Origin of the sequence: Derxia lacustris (genome assembly GCF_002105195.1) — a bacterium.
Classification (GTDB): Bacteria; Pseudomonadota; Gammaproteobacteria; order Burkholderiales; family Burkholderiaceae_E; genus Derxia; species Derxia lacustris.
Genome location: NZ_MUHU01000012.1, coordinates 1 through 17,215, shown reverse-complemented (window position 1 = coordinate 17,215; position 17,215 = coordinate 1). Strand labels below are relative to the sequence as shown.

Annotated in this window: 21 protein-coding genes; 12 read left to right on the top strand and 9 right to left on the bottom strand. The window is 69.3% G+C overall.

Annotated elements, in window-relative coordinates; all coding sequences use genetic code 11:
• The first annotated feature begins 24 nt into the window (after positions 1–24).
• Genes phnD through B9P64_RS12955 form a run of 3 tightly spaced genes read left to right on the top strand, consistent with a single transcriptional unit; the run spans position 25 to position 2,445 of the window.
• The gene (gene phnD, locus B9P64_RS12965) at positions 25–1,005 is read left to right on the top strand and encodes a phosphonate ABC transporter substrate-binding protein (RefSeq protein ID WP_085316675.1); all 981 of its coding nucleotides are present in this window, start codon (positions 25–27) and stop codon (positions 1,003–1,005) included.
• 9 nt (positions 1,006–1,014) lie between these two features.
• Entirely contained in the window at positions 1,015–1,833 is an 819-nt protein-coding gene (phnE, locus tag B9P64_RS12960; protein ID WP_085316674.1) for a phosphonate ABC transporter, permease protein PhnE, read from the top strand.
• Positions 1,834–1,863: 30 nt separating this feature from the next.
• Entirely contained in the window at positions 1,864–2,445 is a 582-nt protein-coding gene (locus tag B9P64_RS12955; RefSeq protein WP_235840000.1) for an HD domain-containing protein, read from the top strand.
• Between the two features lie 3 nt (positions 2,446–2,448).
• On the opposite strand, the gene B9P64_RS12950 is transcribed toward B9P64_RS12955, so the two are convergent.
• From B9P64_RS12950 to phnG, 7 genes are read right to left on the bottom strand one after another with little or no spacing between them, the layout of a single operon-like run.
• Entirely contained in the window at positions 2,449–3,588 is a 1,140-nt protein-coding gene (locus B9P64_RS12950; protein ID WP_085316673.1) for an alpha-D-ribose 1-methylphosphonate 5-triphosphate diphosphatase, read from the bottom strand.
• A gap of 17 nt (positions 3,589–3,605) precedes the next feature.
• Positions 3,606–4,427 (bottom strand): phosphonate C-P lyase system protein PhnL, encoded by an 822-nt coding sequence (locus tag B9P64_RS12945; protein WP_085316672.1) that lies wholly within the window; start codon positions 4,425–4,427, stop codon positions 3,606–3,608.
• Positions 4,424–5,200 carry a phosphonate C-P lyase system protein PhnK gene (phnK, locus tag B9P64_RS12940; protein WP_085316671.1) on the bottom strand — a complete coding sequence of 259 codons (777 nt, stop codon included), beginning with the start codon at positions 5,198–5,200 and terminating at the stop codon, positions 4,424–4,426. The genes B9P64_RS12945 and phnK overlap by 4 nt, the downstream gene beginning before the upstream one ends.
• Positions 5,197–6,063: an alpha-D-ribose 1-methylphosphonate 5-phosphate C-P-lyase PhnJ gene (locus tag B9P64_RS12935; protein ID WP_085316670.1), complete on the bottom strand. Its 867-nt coding sequence runs from the start codon at positions 6,061–6,063 to the stop codon at positions 5,197–5,199. The genes phnK and B9P64_RS12935 overlap by 4 nt, the downstream gene beginning before the upstream one ends.
• Positions 6,060–7,208 carry a carbon-phosphorus lyase complex subunit PhnI gene (locus B9P64_RS12930; RefSeq protein WP_085316669.1) on the bottom strand — a complete coding sequence of 383 codons (1,149 nt, stop codon included), beginning with the start codon at positions 7,206–7,208 and terminating at the stop codon, positions 6,060–6,062. Before B9P64_RS12930 ends, B9P64_RS12935 begins: the two co-directional genes overlap by 4 nt.
• 2 nt (positions 7,209–7,210) lie before the next feature.
• Positions 7,211–7,843, bottom strand: a complete 633-nt coding sequence (gene phnH, locus B9P64_RS12925) for a phosphonate C-P lyase system protein PhnH (RefSeq protein WP_085316668.1) — start codon at positions 7,841–7,843, stop codon at positions 7,211–7,213.
• Positions 7,840–8,355, bottom strand: a complete 516-nt coding sequence (phnG, locus tag B9P64_RS12920; RefSeq protein ID WP_085316667.1) for a phosphonate C-P lyase system protein PhnG — start codon at positions 8,353–8,355, stop codon at positions 7,840–7,842. The genes phnH and phnG overlap by 4 nt, the downstream gene beginning before the upstream one ends.
• A gap of 127 nt (positions 8,356–8,482) precedes the next feature.
• On the opposite strand from phnG, the gene phnF reads away from it, so the two are divergent.
• The 7 genes from phnF to B9P64_RS12885 all read left to right on the top strand — a co-directional run bounded on the left by phnF (position 8,483) and on the right by B9P64_RS12885 (position 14,076).
• Positions 8,483–9,274: a phosphonate metabolism transcriptional regulator PhnF gene (gene phnF, locus B9P64_RS12915; protein ID WP_176256827.1), complete on the top strand. Its 792-nt coding sequence runs from the start codon at positions 8,483–8,485 to the stop codon at positions 9,272–9,274.
• Complete coding sequence (locus B9P64_RS12910; RefSeq protein ID WP_085316665.1) at positions 9,271–9,984, top strand: DUF1045 domain-containing protein; 714 nt, start codon at positions 9,271–9,273, stop codon at positions 9,982–9,984. The genes phnF and B9P64_RS12910 overlap by 4 nt, the downstream gene beginning before the upstream one ends.
• Before the next feature lie 366 nt (positions 9,985–10,350).
• Positions 10,351–10,596 carry a hypothetical protein gene (locus B9P64_RS12905; RefSeq protein ID WP_085316664.1) on the top strand — a complete coding sequence of 82 codons (246 nt, stop codon included), beginning with the start codon at positions 10,351–10,353 and terminating at the stop codon, positions 10,594–10,596.
• Positions 10,597–10,604: 8 nt separating this feature from the next.
• Entirely contained in the window at positions 10,605–11,495 is an 891-nt protein-coding gene (locus B9P64_RS12900) for a transglutaminase-like domain-containing protein (protein ID WP_085316663.1), read from the top strand.
• Positions 11,496–11,577: 82 nt separating this feature from the next.
• Positions 11,578–11,991, top strand: coding sequence for a very short patch repair endonuclease (locus B9P64_RS12895; RefSeq protein WP_085316690.1), 414 nt, complete (start codon positions 11,578–11,580; stop codon positions 11,989–11,991).
• On the top strand, positions 11,988–13,280 hold the full coding sequence (locus B9P64_RS12890) for a DNA cytosine methyltransferase (protein WP_085316662.1): 1,293 nt from the start codon (positions 11,988–11,990) through the stop codon (positions 13,278–13,280). Before B9P64_RS12895 ends, B9P64_RS12890 begins: the two co-directional genes overlap by 4 nt.
• Positions 13,270–14,076, top strand: a complete 807-nt coding sequence (locus B9P64_RS12885; RefSeq protein ID WP_085316661.1) for an endonuclease — start codon at positions 13,270–13,272, stop codon at positions 14,074–14,076. Before B9P64_RS12890 ends, B9P64_RS12885 begins: the two co-directional genes overlap by 11 nt.
• 24 nt (positions 14,077–14,100) lie before the next feature.
• Here the strand turns inward: B9P64_RS12885 and B9P64_RS12880 are convergent, their stop codons facing one another.
• Positions 14,101–15,174, bottom strand: a complete 1,074-nt coding sequence (locus B9P64_RS12880; protein ID WP_085316660.1) for an extracellular catalytic domain type 1 short-chain-length polyhydroxyalkanoate depolymerase — start codon at positions 15,172–15,174, stop codon at positions 14,101–14,103.
• Between the two features lie 20 nt (positions 15,175–15,194).
• Complete coding sequence (locus B9P64_RS12875; RefSeq protein ID WP_085316659.1) at positions 15,195–15,620, bottom strand: CopG family transcriptional regulator; 426 nt, start codon at positions 15,618–15,620, stop codon at positions 15,195–15,197.
• A 173-nt stretch (positions 15,621–15,793) separates the two neighbouring features.
• Between B9P64_RS12875 and budA the strand changes: the two genes are divergently transcribed.
• Positions 15,794–16,594 carry an acetolactate decarboxylase gene (gene budA, locus B9P64_RS12870; protein WP_085316658.1) on the top strand — a complete coding sequence of 267 codons (801 nt, stop codon included), beginning with the start codon at positions 15,794–15,796 and terminating at the stop codon, positions 16,592–16,594.
• A gap of 4 nt (positions 16,595–16,598) precedes the next feature.
• A partial coding sequence (locus B9P64_RS12865; RefSeq protein ID WP_085316657.1) for a hypothetical protein occupies positions 16,599–17,215 on the top strand: 617 nt, incomplete at its 3' end.

Genomic DNA, 17,215 nt, shown 5'->3' with positions numbered 1-17,215 from the left:
CCTCCCGCCTCAAGGAAATCCGCCATGAACCGTCGCCAGGCCATCGCGCGTCTTGCGCTTGCCGCCGCCGCCACGCTGCCGCTCGCCAACGCCGCCCAAGCGCAGAGCAACGAGATCGCCTTCGGCTTCATCTCGACCGAGTCGTCGTCCAACCTCAAGAGCGCCTGGCAGCCGGTGCTCGACGATCTGGCCCGCGCCACCGGTCTGACGGTCAAGCCCTTCTTCGCGACCGACTACGCCGGCGTGATCGAGGCCATGCGCTTCAACAAGGTGCAGGTCGGCTGGTTTGGCAACAAGTCGGCCATCGAGGCGGTGGACCGGGCCCAGGGCGAGGTGTTTGCCAAGGTGGTCGGCAAGGACGGCAACGAGGGCTATTACTCGCTGCTCATCGTGCAGAAGGACAGCCCGCTCAAGTCGCTCGACGATGTGGTCAAGCAGCGCGCCGGCCTCACGCTCGGCTATGGCGATCCCAACTCCACGAGCGGCACGGTGATCCCGGGCTATTTCGCGTTCGGCATGGCCGGCGTCGATCCGCTCAAGGACTTCAAGCGCACGGTGCGCGCCAATCACGAGACCAATCTGCTGGCGGTGGTCAACAGGCAAGTGGACGTGGCCACCAACAACACCGAGAACTGGGACCGCTTCGCGCTCACGCATCCGGAGCAGATGAAGTCGGTGCGCGAGATCTGGCGCTCGCCGATGATCCCGAGCGATCCGCTGGTCTGGCGCCGCGACCTGGACGACGCCACCAAGAAGAAGCTGCGCGACTTCTTCCTGGCCTACGGCAAGCAGCCGCGCGAGGCCGAGAACCTGGCCGCCGTGGGCTATAGCGGCTTCCGCGCGTCGAGCGATCTGCAACTGGTCGCGATCCGCCAGATTGAGCTGGCGAAGAAGCGCAGCACGGTCGAGCAGGACGCGGCGCTTTCCGCCGACGAGCGCGCCAGGCAGCTGCGCGACATCGACGCCAAGCTGGCCGAGCTGAACAAGCAGATCGCGTCGAAGTAAGGCGGCGGCATGCATCCCTTGCCCGAAAGCGGCGCGGGCGTGGCGGCGCTGGCGGCGCGCCCGCCCGGCCCGCCGCGCGCCAGCGGCCTCGCGCTGTTCGGCTGGGGCCTGCTGCTGGCGCTGCTCGCGCTGTCGTGGAAGGGCGCCGACATGCGCCCGGCCGACCTGTTCCGCGACGCCGGCAACATGGCCGAGTACGCGCGCGGCTTCTTCCCGCCCGATTTCGGCGACTGGCGCGGCGACCTCGCCGAGCTGCTGGTCACCTTCCAGATCGCGCTCTGGGGCACGGCGCTGGCCATCGTCGGCGCAGTGCCGCTCGGGCTGCTGGCGGCCGAGAACATCGCGCCGTGGTGGCTGCATCAGCCGGTGCGCCGCGTGCTCGACGCCTGCCGCTCGATCAACGAGATGGTGTTCGCGCTGCTGTTCGTGGTGGCCGTGGGGCTGGGGCCGTTTGCCGGCGTGCTGGCGCTGTGGGTCCACACCACCGGCGTGCTGGCCAAGCTGTTCAGCGAGGCGGTCGAGGCCATCGATCCGCAGCCGGTCGAGGGCATTCGCGCCACCGGCGCGCATCCGCTGGCCGAGATCGTCTACGGCGTGATTCCGCAGGTGCTGCCGCTGTGGCTGTCGTATGCGCTCTACCGCTTCGAGTCGAATGTGCGTTCGGCGTCGGTGGTGGGCATGGTCGGCGCGGGCGGCATCGGCATGGTGCTGTGGGAGCTGATCCGCGGCTTTGAATACGCGCGCACGGCCGCCGTGCTGCTGCTGCTGGTGCTGAGCGTGTCGGTCATCGACCTGGGCTCGGCCTGGCTGCGCAAGCGCCTGGTCTGACGCACCTCCCCAACCAAAAAGAAGCCCGCCATGACCATCGACCTGAATCCCGCCCTGCTCGACGCGCGCCAGATGCAGACCGTCGGCCGCATCGCCGTGCTGTTTGCCGGCCACGGCCATCGCCCCTACGAAGGCGCGCGGCGCGAGAGCGTGACCGCGCTCGAACATGCGCTGCAATGCGCCGATCTGGCCGAGCGCGCCCGGGCCACGCCGGCGCTGATCGTGGCGGCGCTGCTGCACGACATCGGCCATTTTCATGCGACCGAGGACGACGCCACCGACGACGCGCACGAGCTGCGCGCGATGGCGCTGCTCGGCGATGCCTTCGGCTCCGACGTGCTGGCGCCGATCCGGCTGCATGTGGATGCCAAGCGCTATCTGGTGGCGGCGCATGCCGACTACGCGGCCATGCTGTCGCCGGCGTCGCTGCATTCGCTGGAGTTGCAGGGCGGGCCGATGACGCGCGCCGAGGTCGCCGCCTTCGATGCGCTGCCGTTCTCGGCCGATGCGCTGCGGCTGCGCTGCTGGGACGATCTGGCCAAGCTTCCGGGCCAGCCGACGCCGCCGCTCGATCACTTTCTGGCGATGATTCCGGGCGTGATGATGGGCTGAGGCTCAGGCCACGCGCCGCCCCGCGACCCAGGTCTCGACCGCGACCGGCAGCCCGCCCACCTCGCGCACGCGGACCAGATCGGCGCGCAGCCCCGGCGCCAGCGCGCCGCGATCCGGCAGCCGGCAGGCCAGCGCCGGCGCCCGCGTCACGCAGCGCACCGCCGCCGGCAGCGCCAGGCCGGCATCGCCGACCAGCCGCCACGCCGCCTGCAACAGGCTGCCCGGCACATAGTCCGACGACAGCGCATCGAGCACGCCGGCGCGCGCAAGCTCGGCCGCCGCGACATTGCCCGAGTGCGAGCCGCCGCGCACGACATTGGGCGCGCCGGCCACCGTCGCCATGCCCAGGCCGTGGGCGCGCTGCGCCGCCGCCAGCGTGGTCGGGAATTCGCTCATGCCGGCGCCGAGGGCATGCGCCTCGTCGACATGCGCCACGGTCGTGTCGTCGTGCGTGGCGAGCGCCACGTCGTGCTCGCGCGCGAAGTCGGCAAACCAGGTGCGGTTGGGCGCGGCATGCAGCCGCTGGCGCTCGGGCGCGATGGCCACTTCCTCGGCAAACCGGGCGTCGGTCCAGCCCTTCTTGCCGGTGTAGTAGACGCGGGCATGCTCGATCTCGGTCCACTGGCGCTGGCCCGGCGTGTGGTCCATCAGCGAGATGAGGCGCAGCCGGCGGTGATGCGCAAACGGCGCGAACAGCTCGCGCGCATTGCTGGCCGGCAGCTCGCAGCGCACATGGATGTGATGGTCGGCGCGCAGGGCGCCGGCGGCGTCGAGCGCATCGAGCACCGCGAGCAGCGCGCTCTGGTCATGGGCGCGAAAGCCGTCGCCATACGGATCGCCGACGCCGATCGCGTCGAGCACGGTGGTGATGCCGGCGGCGGCAATCTCGGCGTCGTGCGATTGCATCGCGCTCTGCATCGGGAACAGCACCTTGGGCCGCGGCATCACATGGCGTTCGAGATTGTCGGTATGCACCTCGACCAGGCCGGGCAGCAGCAGGTCGCCGCCCAGGTCGAGCGCGCCGGGCAGGCCGCTGCGGCCTTCGCAGACGGCGGCGATGCGGCCGTCGCGCAGCAGCAGATGGCCGTCGACGATTTCGTCGGCGAGAACGAGGCGGGCGTGGTCGAGGAGCAGCTCGGTCATGGCGGGTCCGGGGCGGGTCAGGGCAGGGCGTCGAAGTCGAGTTCGCGGCTGGCGACGGCGCGCCGCACTTCCTCGTCGTGAAAGATACCGAGCACGGCGGCGCCGGCGGCACAGGCTTCGCGGATCAGCTCGATGACGACGCGGCGGTTGGCGGCGTCGAGCGAGGCGGTCGGCTCGTCGAGCAGCAGCAGCCGCGCCGGCTGGACAAAGCCGCGCGCGATGTTCACCCGCTGCTGCTCGCCGCCCGAGAAGGTGGCCGGCGGCAGCTGCCACAGGCTGGCCGGCAGATTGAGCCGGGCGAGCAGGCTGGCAGCGCGCTCGCGGGCCTGGGCGAGGCGGGCGGCGTGCAGATCGGCGGCGCGGGCGCTGCCAGCGTCGGCTGCCGTGTCGGCATCGAGCGCTTCGAGCGCGCGCTCGGCCACCACGTCGAGCGCGGGCAGGCGCGGCAGCGCGCGCAGGAACTGGCTCACATAGCCGATCTCGCGCCGGCGCAGCGCAATCGTTTCGCGCGGCGTGGCACTCAGCAGCTCGGTGCTGCTGCCGTCGGCGTGATGCAGCACCGCGCTGCCGGCGTCGGCGCCATAGCTGCCGTGCAGGCATTTCATGAGCGTGGACTTGCCGCGCCCCGAGGCGCCGACCAGCGCCAGGCATTCGCCGGCATGCAGGTCGAAGGAGATGGCGTCGAGCACCGGCAGCGTGATGCCGCCGCGCAGATGCAGGGTGAAGGTCTTGGCCAGGCCGCGCACGCTCAGCACCGGCGCGGCCGGCTCGTTGGCGGCGGGCAGCGGCGCGCCCAGGTGGCGCGGCTGGCCGTCGGCGGGATGCAGCAGCGCATTCATGGCGTCACCACCGAGGCGACCAGCAATTGCGTGTAGGGATGGCGCGGATCGTCGAGCACGCGGTCGGTCAGCCCCTGCTCGACGATGCGGCCGGCCTGCATCACCACCGTGCGATGCGCGAGCAGCCGCGCCACGCCCAGATCGTGGGTCACGATCAGCGCCGACAGCCGCAGCCGCGCCACCAGCACGCGGATGAGATCGAGCAGCCGCGCCTGCACCGACACGTCGAGGCCGGAGGTCGGCTCGTCCATCAGCACCAGCCGCGGATGCGTGACCAGATTGCGCGCGATCTGCAAGCGCTGGCGCATGCCGCCCGAGAAGGCGCGCGGGCTGTCGTCGATGCGCGCCGGATCGAGTTCGACCCGCTGCATCCAGTCGGCGCCGGCGGCGCGCAGCGTGTCGTAGCGGCGCTCGCCAAGCGCCATCAGCCGCTCGCCGATGTTGGCGCCGGCGCTGGTGTTCATGCGCAGGCCGTCGGCCGGGTTCTGCTCGACAAAGCCCCATTCGGTGCGCGCCAGCCGGCGCCGTTCGGCCTCGGGCAGCGCATGCAGATCGGCGCCGCGATAGTCCACGCGCCCGGTGCGCGGCGCGAGCCGGCCGGCCAGCAGATTGAGCAGCGTGCTCTTGCCCGAGCCCGATTCGCCGACGATGGCGACCACCTCGCCGGCATGCAGGTCGAGGTCGATGTCGCGCAGCGCCCAGGCACCGGCAGCGCCCGGATGCGCAAAGCCGAGCGCGCGGGCGCTGAGCAGCGGCGTGTCGTGAAGATTCATTCGCCGTGCTCCTCTCGCCGTTCGCGGCAGAAGTCGGTATCGGAGCAGCTCCACAGGCTGCCGCCGTCGTCGAGCGGCACTTCATCGAGCCAGGTGTCGGTGCTGCCGCAGAACTCGCAGGCATGGCCCTGCGGCTCGACGCGGAACGGGTGATCGTCGAAGTCGAGACTGCGCACGTCGGTATAGGGCGGCACCGCGTAGAGCCGCTTCTCGCGCCCGGCGCCGAACAGTTGCAGCGCCGGCATGCGATGCAGCTTGGGATTGTCGAAGCTCGGGATCGGCGACGGCGCCATCACATGCCGGCCATTCACCAGCACCGGATGGTCGTAGCTCGCATCGATGCGGCCCCACTGCGCGATGTCCTCGTAGAGCTTGACGTTCATCAGCCCGTACTCGGCAAACGCATGCAGCCGCGTGGCCTCGGCGCGGCGCGGCTCCAGCTTGTAGAGCGGCTCGGGCTGCGGCACCTGATAGACCAGCACCTGGGCCTCGGTCAGCGGCGCCTCGGGGATGCGATGGCGGGTCTGGATCAGCGTGGCCTCGCGCGTGCGCTCGGTCGTCGCCACGCCGGTCACGCGCGCGAAAAAGCGGCGGATGTTGACCGCGTTGGTCGTGTCGTCCGAGCCCTGGTCGATGACCTTGAGCACATCGTCGCGGCCGATGACGGCGGCCGTGAGCTGGATGCCGCCGGTGCCCCAGCCGTAGGCCAGCGGCATTTCGCGCGAGCCGAACGGCACCTGATGGCCGGGCACGGCCACCGCCTTGAGCAGGGCGCGGCGGATCATCCGCTTGGTGTTTTCGTCGAGGTAGCCGAAGTTGTAGCCGGCCGCCGGCAGGGTGAAGTCGAGCTGCGGTGCGTTCATGCGGCGGCTCCCTGCGCGGCGCCGCGCAGCTCGCGCAGCAGCTTCAGCTCCGACTCGAAGGTGACGTAGTGCGGCAGCTTGAGGTGCTGGACGAAGCCGGACGCCTCGACGTTGTCGCTGTGGGCCAGCGCGAATTCCTGCTGCTGGGCCGGGCTGGTCAGTTCGTCGCCGAACTCGTCGGCGCGCAGCACGCGGTCGGCCAGCGCCATCGCCATCGCCTTGCGTTCGCCGGCGCCAAACACCAGCCCGTAGCCGCGCGTGAATTGCGGCGGCGTGGCGGCGCTGCCGACGAATTGCGTGAGCATCTGGCACTCGGTCACGTCGACCTCGCCGAGCTCGATGGCAAAGCCCAACTCGTCGGGCTGGAACTCGACCGTCACCGCGCCGGCGCGCAGCTCGCCGGCAAACGGATGGGTGAAGGCATAGCCGCGCTGCGATGAATAGCCGAGGCCGAGCACCCAGCCCTCGTCGGCGCGCGCGAGCATTTGCAGGCGCGCGGCGCGGTTCATGGGATAGGCCGGCGGGTCGCGCGTGATGTCGGGCGGCTCGGGATCGCCGGGCGAGGGCAGGCAGGGCTCGATCAGCTGCTCGGCGACCAGGCGGGCCAGCGCCGGCGGCGCGGTGTCGGCATCGACCTGGGCATCGTTGCAGGCGCCGGTAGCGGCCGGGCCAGCGACCGGCGTGCCGGCGGGCGGCGGCGCCAGCGGCGTGGCGAGCAATTCGCCTTCGGCCGCCTCGGCGCCGGCCAGCGCAAAGTCGAGCAGGCGCTGGGTGTAGTCGAAGCTGGCGCCGAGCAGCTGGCCGCCCGGCAAGTCCTTGAACACCGAGGACACGCGGCGCCGCAGCCGCATGCGCGCGGTGTCGAGCGGCTCGGCATGGCCAAAGCGCGGCAGCGTGGTGCGGAAGGCGCGCAGCAGGAACACCGCCTCGATCGCATCGCCGCGCGCCTGCTTGAGCGCGAGCGCAGCCAGCTCGGGATCGTGCAGCGCGGCTTCGGCCATGACGCGATCGACCAGCAGCCCGAGCTGCTCGCGGATCTGCGCCACCTCGATGGCGCGCAGCGCCGGATCGCCGCGCCGGGCCTCGGCCAGCAGCCGCTCGGCGGCAGCGATGGCGGCCGCGCCGCCCTTGACCGCGATGTACATGCTCAGTCCTCCAGCGCAATGCGGGTCGAGCGCGGAACGGCGGCGAGCCGCGTGCCGCACATCAGCAGCAGATCGGCGCCGCGCGGATAGCCGGCCTGGTCGGCGATGCGCGCCAGCCAGAACTCGCGCGGCAGGCCGGCGACGGCAAGCCGCTGCTCATCGGCAATGCCCGGGCCGGTCAGGCGCAGGCCGAGGGCGCCCGGCGCGGCGTCGAGCGCCGGCACTTCGACCACCAGCGTGGCGCTGTCCTGCGGCGCGGCGTCGCTGCCGGCGGAGAGCGTTTGCCAGAGCGCGGCATCGACCGCGTCGGCCGGCGCGAATGCGAAATCGGCGCCGCCGGCATCGGCCGCGATCCGCGCGCCGGTGTGAAAGCGGCACCAGTCGGCGGCGTCGGCCAGCGCGGGCGCAAGCCAGAGCCGGGTCTGGCCATCGAGCAGGGTGAGCGCGGTGGCGGCCAGCGCCGGGCCCGCGCCCGCCGGCCGGCCGAGCCGGCGCTCGACCGTTGCCGGCAGCGTCTGCACCCGGCCCGGCCGCGCCGTCGCATCGAGCAGGCGGCGGAACACGGCCTGCGCGTCATGCACCGGATCGGCAAAGCCGGGCGCGAGCCGGGCCAGATCGAGCGTGGCGGCGTTCATCGCGCGACCTCGGCCTGCAGTTCGTGGAAGCGCACCCGGCTTGGCGCCAGCCGGGCCTGCTCGGCGGCGCGCGCGGCGGCCAGATCGGCGCGCAGCGGCTCGACCGTGCTGGCCATCAGAGCACCGTGCAGCGCCGGCTGCTGGAGCAGGGCGTCGAGCGCGGCAATCCATTCGGCGCGCTGCTCGTCGCGGCCCAGCACATGGCCCAGGCCCACGGTGACGGCGCCGCCATGCTCGCAGCGCAGCGCGCAGCGGGTGACGCTGGCTTCGCCCAGGTTGAAGCGGTCGCCGCTGTTGCCGATGCGTCCGCGCAGCATCACCAGCCCGATCTCGGGCCGGCGCAGCCATGCAAACGCATGACCGGCGACGGCGGCCGGCGCCAGCCGCGCGAGGCTGGCGCGCGGCGCCTGCGCCAGCACGGCGAGCCAGTCGCGGCGGGCCTGCTGGGTGGCATTGGCGGGCGGCGGGCGGGTGGCGGCAGCGTCGCTGCGGGCTTGGTCGGGCGGTGGCATGGCGGCGCGGGCTCCGGGCAGGGCGGCGTCGGCGCGGGCCGCAGCGGGTCGCGCATCACGCCGATGTCATCTAGATGACTATACTTTGCACCAAGTATCGGCCGTCGGCCGTGACAACTTGTTGACCATGCCCAGAACCACGCTCGCGCCCGCTTCGTCCACCGTGCCGCCGGCCGCGCCGGTCGAGACGCCGGCCGCGCCGCGCCGCTGGGAGGCCATTGCCGCCGCGCTGCGCGACGACATCGCCGCCGGCCGCTTTGCCCCCGGCGCGCGCCTGCCCAACGAAAGCGCGCTGGCCGAGCGCTTCGGCGTCAACCGCCACACGCTGCGCCAGGCCATGCAGGCGCTCGCGCGCGAGGGCTTCGTCAAGGTGCTGCACGGCAGCGGCACCTATGTGCGCGAGCTGGTGCTCGACTACGCGCTGCGCCGCCGCACCCGGCTGACCGACAGCCTCGCCGGCATCGGCGAACGGGCCCGGCGCGAGCTGCTCGACTGCGCCATCGAGCCGGCCGGCGACTGGGCCCGGGCGCTCGGCGTGGGCGCGCGCACCACGGTGGAGATATTGCGCACCCGTGCCTCGGTGCGCGGCCGGCCGATCGGCATCAGTACCGCCGCGTTTCCCTGCCCGCGTCTGGCCGGCATGGCCGAGGCATTCGCCGCCGCCGGCAGCATCACCGGCGCGCTGGCCCGGCTTGGCGTGGCCGACTACACGCGCCAGCGCAGCAGCATCGCCTGCCGCCTGCCCACGCAGGCCGAGGCCGATGCGCTCGCGCGCCCGGCGGCCCAGCCGGTACTGGTGGTCAGCTACACCAATGTCGATGCGGCCGGCGTGGCGGTGGAGGCCGGCATCACGCTGTTCGCCGCCGATGCGGTCCAGCTCACCGTCGAGGCCGACGCGCCCGACGCCGACGCCGCATGAGCGCGCCGCCGCTGCGCCATGCGCTGTATTTCGCGCCGGCCGAGGCGCATCCGCTCTGGCGCGCCGGCTGCGACTGGCTCGGGCGCGACTGCGCCGCCGAGGCTGCCGCCGGCGCGCTTGCGGATGCCGCCACCGCGCCCGCCGCCCCGCCGCCGCATGCGCGCGATCCCTGGCGCTACGGCTTCCACGCCACGCTCAAGCCGCCGTTCGCGCTGCGCGCCGACCACAGCCCGGCCGAGCTGCTGCAAGCCGTGCGCGCACTCGCCGCGCGCCATGCGCCGTTCGCGCTGCCGCCGCTCGCGGTCGCCGAGCTGGATGGCTTTCTCGCGCTGCGCCCCCAGCCCGGCACCCGCTGCGCCGAGCTGCATGCGCTGGCCGACGACTGCGTGCGCGCGCTCGACGGATTTCGCGCCGCGCCCGGCGCCGGCGAGCTGGCACGCCGCCTGCGTCAGCCGCTCGATGATGAACAGCGCCAACTGCTCGACCGCTGGGGCTATCCGCATGTGCTCGGGCGCTGGCGTTTCCACCTCACGCTCACCGACCGCCTGCCGGCCGACGATCCCCACACGCGCCAGCGCCTGCTGGCCGCCGCGCAGGCGCATTTCGCGGCCGCGCTCGCCGTCCCGCTCGCCTGCGATGCGGTCTGCGTCTTTGTCGAGCCGGCGCCGGGCGCGCCGTTCCGGCTCGCGCAGCGCATCGCGCTCGGCTGAAGTCGCAGCCAATTCGCGCCACCGGGCACACATCCGGTCGCAACTTCGGGTAACACGTCGCGGCAAGCCTGTTACCCTGCACCATCGCATTGCGACATCGACCGCTTCACTCCCCCACTGTGGAGCCCGGCTTCCGCGTCGAAGCCGCGAGTCGAACCCGGCATTCGCAAGCCAGCCGCCCGCCGCAATGGCAGGCCCGGCCGGCAAGCAAACCCTCTTCCCTTCATGTCTCCCTCGCACCCAAACGGCGCGAACCGGCCCGCGCGCGGCATCACCGCGCCGGCCGCAGGGCATGGATGGCACCGGTGGCCAGCGGGTAGCCACCTTTTCGCTTGAGTCGCCAAAGCGGCGACAGAATTGTTCTCAGTGACTTCGCAACATCATCAGTTTTCCATCGGCCCGTTCTCGCTGCGCTCGCTGTCCCAGCGCATGGAAGACGGCCGCTATCGCGCCAGCGTCGCCATCCGCAGCGGCCAGGGCAGCGCCACCACCGGCCGTCTCATCCGCTTCGACGAACGCTTCGACTCCGACCATGCCGCGCACGACTATGCGCGCGACCAGGGCCTCGACTGGGCCCGCGCCGGCTGCCGTCCCGACGCCTTCAGCTGCTAAGGAAGCCGATGGTCAATCTGCGCTACACGGTCGATCTCGACTACGACGTGCTCGCCCCGGGCGCCGACTTCATCCTCGGCATCCATGCCGCGCGCACGCCGCGTCAGCGCCTGAGCGACGAATCGCTCGTCATCAGCCAGCCGGTCTCGCCGCGCGTGCATGAGCATCCGCTGACCCGCACCCGGGTGATGCAGCTGCATGCCGATGCCGGCCAGCTGTCGATCCGCTATGCCGCCACGGTGGCGATCGCGCATCACGTCGAGTCGCCCGAGCGGCTGTCCGAGGTGCCGATCGATGCGCTGCCGGCCAATGTGCTCACCTATCTGTACCCGAGCCGCTATTGCGAATCGGATGTGCTGCATCAGCTCGGCGTGCAGGAATTCGGCACGCTGCCGCGTGGCTATGGCCGTGTGGCCGCGATCCGCGACTGGGTCACCAAGCGCGTGACCTTCCGCTCGGCCAGCTCGCTCAGCACCACCACCGCCTGCGACACGGCACGCACCCGCGTGGGCGTGTGCCGCGATTTCGCGCATCTGATGATTGCGCTGTGCCGCGCGGTCAACATCCCGGCGCGGTTTGCGACCGGGCTCGACTACGGCGCCGATCCGGTGCTCGGCCCGCCCGACTTCCACGCCTATGTGGAGGTCTATCTGAGCCATCGCTGGTATCTGTTCGATCCGTCGGGCACGGCGATGCCGATGGGCTTTGTGCGCATCGCCACCGGCCGCGATGCCGCCGATGCGGCATTCGCCACCATCTTCGGCGCGATCCGCTCGGGCCCGCCGGTGGTGCGCATCCGCGCGGTGGCCGGCGACGACGGCGATGCCATCGTGCCGCTGCCGAGCGATCGGGCGCTGTCGACCGACGACGGCGGCGGTCTGGCGTTCGCGCAGGCCTGAGGCGGCGCCGGGTTCGGCCCGGCGAATCCCTGAATCCATTCGGTTGTCGCTGCATCTGAAGGGCCGGCTAGACTCGCCGCCCATGACAGATCACGTTCCGCCCGTTGTGCGCAGCGCCATCATGGCCGCTGTACATCCGCAGAATTCCGGGCCGGAACTTGCTGTGCGAAAACGCCTTCATGCACTTGGCTACCGTTATCGCCTGCACGCTGCCAAATTGCCCGGTCGACCCGACATCGTTTTTCCCGGTCGCAAGAAAGTCGTTTTTGTTCATGGGTGTTTCTGGCATCGACATGAAAATTGCCGATTCGCGACGATGCCCAAGACACGAACGCAATTCTGGCGCGACAAGTTCGCTCGCAATTTGGCGCGTGACGAGCGCGACATTGCAGACCTTGAAGCTGCCGGATGGAAGTGCCACATCGTGTGGCAATGTGAATTGAAAGATATCGAACGAGCGATCGGCGATGTCGTGAGGTTTTTGGAGGAGCAATGACGGCGACAGCAGTTCAACGACCGATCGCGATCGATCTTTTTGCCGGTGCAGGTGGACTCAGTCTCGGAATGGAGCAGGCGGGTTTCGATATCGCCGCAGCGGTCGAGATCGACCCGATTCATTGCGGGGTTCATCATTACAATTTCCCGCATGCAGCCACGATTTGCCAAAGCGTGGTCGAATTGACCGGCGAAAGTATTCGAGCGCTGGCGCAACTGGGCGAACGAGATATCGATCTTGTGTGCGGCGGTGCACCCTGTCAGGGGTTTTCGACGATCGGCAAGCGGGCATTGGACGATGAGCGCAACAAGCTCGTCTATCACTACTGCCGCATCGTTGGCGAGCTTCGTCCGAAATACGCAGTGTTCGAGAATGTGCGCGGGCTGACATTCGGTGCGCACAAGAAATTTCTTTCTGAAATCATCGAGGCGCTGGAAAGTCACGGTTATCGGGTCATTCAACCGTATCGGGTCTTGAACGCTGCGGACTACGGCACTCCGCAAGATCGCAAGCGGCTTTTTCTTGTGGCCGCTCGCGCAGATCAGGCATTGCCTGAGTATCCGGAGCCCTCCGGGCGGACGACGGTCGGCGAGGCGATTCTCGACTTGCCCAATGCCGACGATTTCGCTGAATTGAGCTATCGCGACTGGGTAAAGATAAAAAAGAAGTCAGGCTCGACCTATGCCGGAAAATTGCAGGGCACCGAAACGGACGACAGCGATTTTTCCTATCCGCGCCAATGGGATCGGACGCTCCTCACATCCAGCATGCGCACCGAGCACACCGAACTGTCGCGCCAGAGATTTTCGGCGACTCAGCCCGGCAAAGTCGAAGCGATCAGCCGGTTTCTGAAACTCGATCCGAATGGGCTGTGCAACACGCTGCGTGCGGGCACCGACTCCGCGAGAGGCGCATTCACGTCGCCGCGTCCGATTCATCCGATTTACGACCGAGTCATCACCGTGCGGGAAGCCGCTCGGCTGCATTCATATCCCGACTGGTTTCGTTTTCATTCCACAAAATGGCATGGCTTCAGGCAAATCGGTAATTCCGTCCCGCCACTTTTGGCGCGAGCGGTGGGGCGTGAAGTGATGAAAACCTTGGGAATTGTACCGATCAAGCCCGAGCGGATGCTTCCTTTGGGGGAAGAAACGCTGCTGAATCTCAGCATGGTCGAAGCCGTTGCAAAGTTCGGGCTTGAAAAAAGTCCGATCGCCAATCGCATTCGACGCGATGCGGTGCAGGACGAACGGAACTCCACGCAAATATCTATGGATTATGGTTACTAAAAGCAAACCCATCGGTGTTTACGGGAAAATCATCGAAATGATTTTCCATCGGCATTATCGAGATGGGCTTCAATCGTTCGAGTTCGATCGGTCGGAGTTTACAAGCGCAGCGATTGAGCTTGGATATCCACCGCCAGCCAATCTTGGCGATGTGCTTTATACATTCCGTTTCCGGAGGGCGTTTCCAAAATCCATTTTGGCGACGGCGACCGAAGGCAAGGAGTGGATCATCGAGCTGCACGGACAATCTACCTATCGGTTCAGGCTCGACAAAATCAGCAGGATCGTCCCGCAAATGGGGCTTGTGGCGATCGATATTCCCGACGCCACTCCTGAAATCGTATTGCGATATACGCAGTCGGATGAACAGGCGCTATTGGCCAAGCTCCGGTACAACCGCTTGATCGATATCTTTCTTTCGGTCGCGACCTACAGTTTGCAGAATCATCTCAGAACGACGATTCTTGCCGACGGCGGTCGGGCGCAAATCGAAATCGATGAGTTGTATGTGGGTGTGGATACGGAAGGGAGTCACTATGTGATTCCGGTGCAGGCCAAGGGCGGCAAGGATCAGATCGGTGTGGTGCAGACAATGCAGGATTTGGTCTTTTGCCAGCAGAAATTCCCCGATCTCAAGTGCCGCCTGATTTCAGCGCAGTTTCTCCCGAAAGAAGTGATCGCACTTTTTGAATTGGTCGTTCAAGAAGGCGAGCTTCGGATCAAAAGCGAAAAGCACTATCGCCTGGTGGCCTGTACCTCATACGAACCCGGCAGTGGGCGATTGCCGGCAAATTGACCCGCTGGCTCGCGGTGCCGACCGTTATCGGTCGCCTGCCAGCCGATGCTCCAGAAAAAACCGCAGCATCTCCTTCGACGCATCGGGTCCGGCGGCGCTGGCATAGCTGCCGCGCGCATCGCCGCCCAGCCACGCATGGCCTTCGCCATGCACCAGCCAGTGCTCGGTCACCACGCGGCCGGCGCCATCGCGCCACAGGCGCCGCGTGATGTCGCGATGGCCGGCGCTGCCCAGCACCCGCTCGGGCGCGAGGCCACCGGCGCTGGCCGCCGCCACCCGCTCACCGTTGATCGGGCTCACCGTCGAGTCCTGATCGCCGTGGAAGACGATGGTCGGCGGCGCGTGCTGCGGCCGTGCATGCACCGGCGCGCCGCCGCTCATCGCGGCAAAGGCCGAGCCGGCATCGCTGGCCGCGCCCACCGGCAGACCCGAATGCACGCCGACCGCCGCAAACAGCTCGGGATAGGCCGCGCCGCAGATCGCCGCCATCGCGCCGCCGGCCGACAGCCCGGCCACGTACACGCGCGCCGGATCGATGCCGTGCTCCTTCATCACCGCGCGCGTCATGCCGGCGATGACCGCCGGCTCGCCCGCGCCGCGCTGCTGATGCGCCGGCACAAACCAGTTCCAGCAGCGCGTGCCGTTGGCCTTGCGCGACTGGCGCGGATACAGCACGAACACATCGCCGGCCAGCGCCAGCTGATTCATGCGGGTGCCGGTCGCGAAGTCGTCGGCGTCCTGGGTGCAGCCGTGCAGCATCACTACCAGCGGCAGCGCGCGACCCTGGCCGGCGCCGGGCGGAATGAACAGCTTGTATTCGCGCGAGCCGTTGGCATCGCCATAGCCGCCGTCGATGAAGCGGCCGGCGGCGGCGGCCGGCTGGGCGTCGGCTGCGCCGGTCGCGCCGGCCGTGCCCACGCGGGCCGCGGCGCCGCCCACCTCGCGCGCCTGCACGTCGACGGTGCGGTCGTCATGGCCGGACATGCCGGGCAGATGCGCCGCGAGCGCCGACTTGATCGCTTCGGTGGCGGCCTGGAGATTGCCGGCCTGGGTCAGCCGCGTGGCTTCGGACATCAGCTTGTTGAGCAGCGAGTTCATGGAATGCCTTGGAGAGAGGTTCAGCGGATGCGCGCGGCGAGGGCGGCCTTGACCGCCGGACTCGCATGCAGCGCACCCAGGACCACCACCGAATCGATGGTGGCGAGCGCCAGTTCGGGCGTGACATCGGGCGCGATGGTCGCCAGCCCGAGCACGCGGATTTGCAGCGTCTGCCCGGCCGCCTGCACCGCCGCCAGATCGGCCGCGGAGAAGTGATGGATGCCGAGCACCAGCGTGCGCCGCGCCACCGACTGCCGGACCGCCTCGGCATGCGTGGCGAGCTGGTTGCGGATGGCGGTGCGGATGAGATCGGTGCGGTTGGCATAAAAGCCGTCCTGCACCAGCAGATCGATCTGGCCCAGATCGACGTAGCCGAGGTTGATGGTGATTTTTTCGTCCAGCGGCTTGCTGGCCGGGACGAGGGCGGATTTGGTCTTGGGTGGCATGGACGGACCTTAAACCATCCAAGTGGATGGTGCTTGGCTGGATTTGTAAGCGATGCTGTGGCGCAGCAAAAACCTGACCGATCGGTGGCTTGCGCCCTGGCGGGTACGCGACGGCAGTGCTGTCATGCCGGTCCGGCGCACTGCGCCCGACAACCATCAGATCCGGAGACCGCATGAAATTTCATCCCGCACACGCCCTGCGCGCACTCGGCCTGGCCGCCGCACTCGCACTGCCGGCGCTCGGCGCCGCACAGGCCGCCGAGCCGCCCGCCGCCGTCTACGCCTACTCGACCATCGACGCGCTGCTGGCCGGCGCCTACGACGGCGACCTGACCATCGCCGAGCTGCTGCGCCACGGCGATTTCGGCATCGGCACCTTCAACCGGCTCGACGGCGAACTGGTGCTGCTCGACGGCCGCGCCTATCACGTCCATGCCGACGACAGCGTGGAACTGGCGCCCGCCAGCGACCGCACGCCGCTGGCCTATGTGCTGCCGTTCCGGCCCGCGGCCAGCTTGGCGCTCGACAACATCGCCAGCCTGCGCGACCTGGAAGCGCTGCTCGACGCGCGGCTCGGCAATCTCAACCTGTTCCACGCGGTGCGCATCGACGGCGCCTTTGTCGACGTGAGCACCCGCGCCATCGCGCCGCAGACCCGGCCCTACAAGCCGCTCGCCGAGATCGTGCCGACGCAGTCGGTGTTCCGGTTTGCCGCCACCGACGGCGTGATGGTCGGCATCCGCAGCCCGGGCTTTACCAAGGGCGTGAGCGTGCCGGGCTGGCACTGGCATTACCTGACCGCCGACCGCAAGCGCGGCGGCCATGTGCTCACGCTCGGCGTGGCCAAGGCGGTGGCCCAGCTGGCGCCGGTCGACCGGCTGGAAGTGCAGCTGCCCGCGACCGAGGACTTTGCCCGCGCCGACCAGACGCGCGACCGCAAGGACGAGCTGAAGAAGGTCGAAGGCGCGCGCTGACCCCATGGACGCCATCGACCTGTACTGCGAGCGCACCGACGCCGGGCTTTGGGCCGAGCCGCTCAACGCGGCGTCGAACCTGGCGTTCTTCATCGCCGCGTTTGCCGTGTGGCGGCTGCTGCGGCGCGAGCGCGCGACCGGCCTGGGGCCGTGGCTGCTGCTGGCGCTGCTGGTGGCGATCGGCGCCGGCAGCACGGCTTTCCACCTGTTTGCCAACCGCATGACGCTGCTGGCCGACGTGATTCCGATCTCGCTGTTCCAGCTGGTGTTTGTGCTGGCCTATGCGCGCGAGGCGATGCGGCTGACGGCGGTGCGCACGGCGGGGTTGGTGGCGGTGTTTCTGGCGGCGTCGGTGGGCTGCGAGGCGCTGCCGGCGGGCTGGCTGAATGGCTCGCTTGGGTATGCGCCGACGCTGGCGTTTGTGCTGGGGCTGGGGGCGTGGCACTGGCGTGCGCAGCGGCGCGAGCGCGGTGTGCTGCTGGCGGCGGGGGCGGTGTTTGCGCTGTCGCTGGTGCTGCGCTCGGTGGATCTGGCGGTGTGCGCGGCGTTTCCGTGGGGCAGCCACTTTGCGTGGCATGGGTTGAATGGGGTGGTGCTGGGGTTGGCGATGCGGGGGTATGT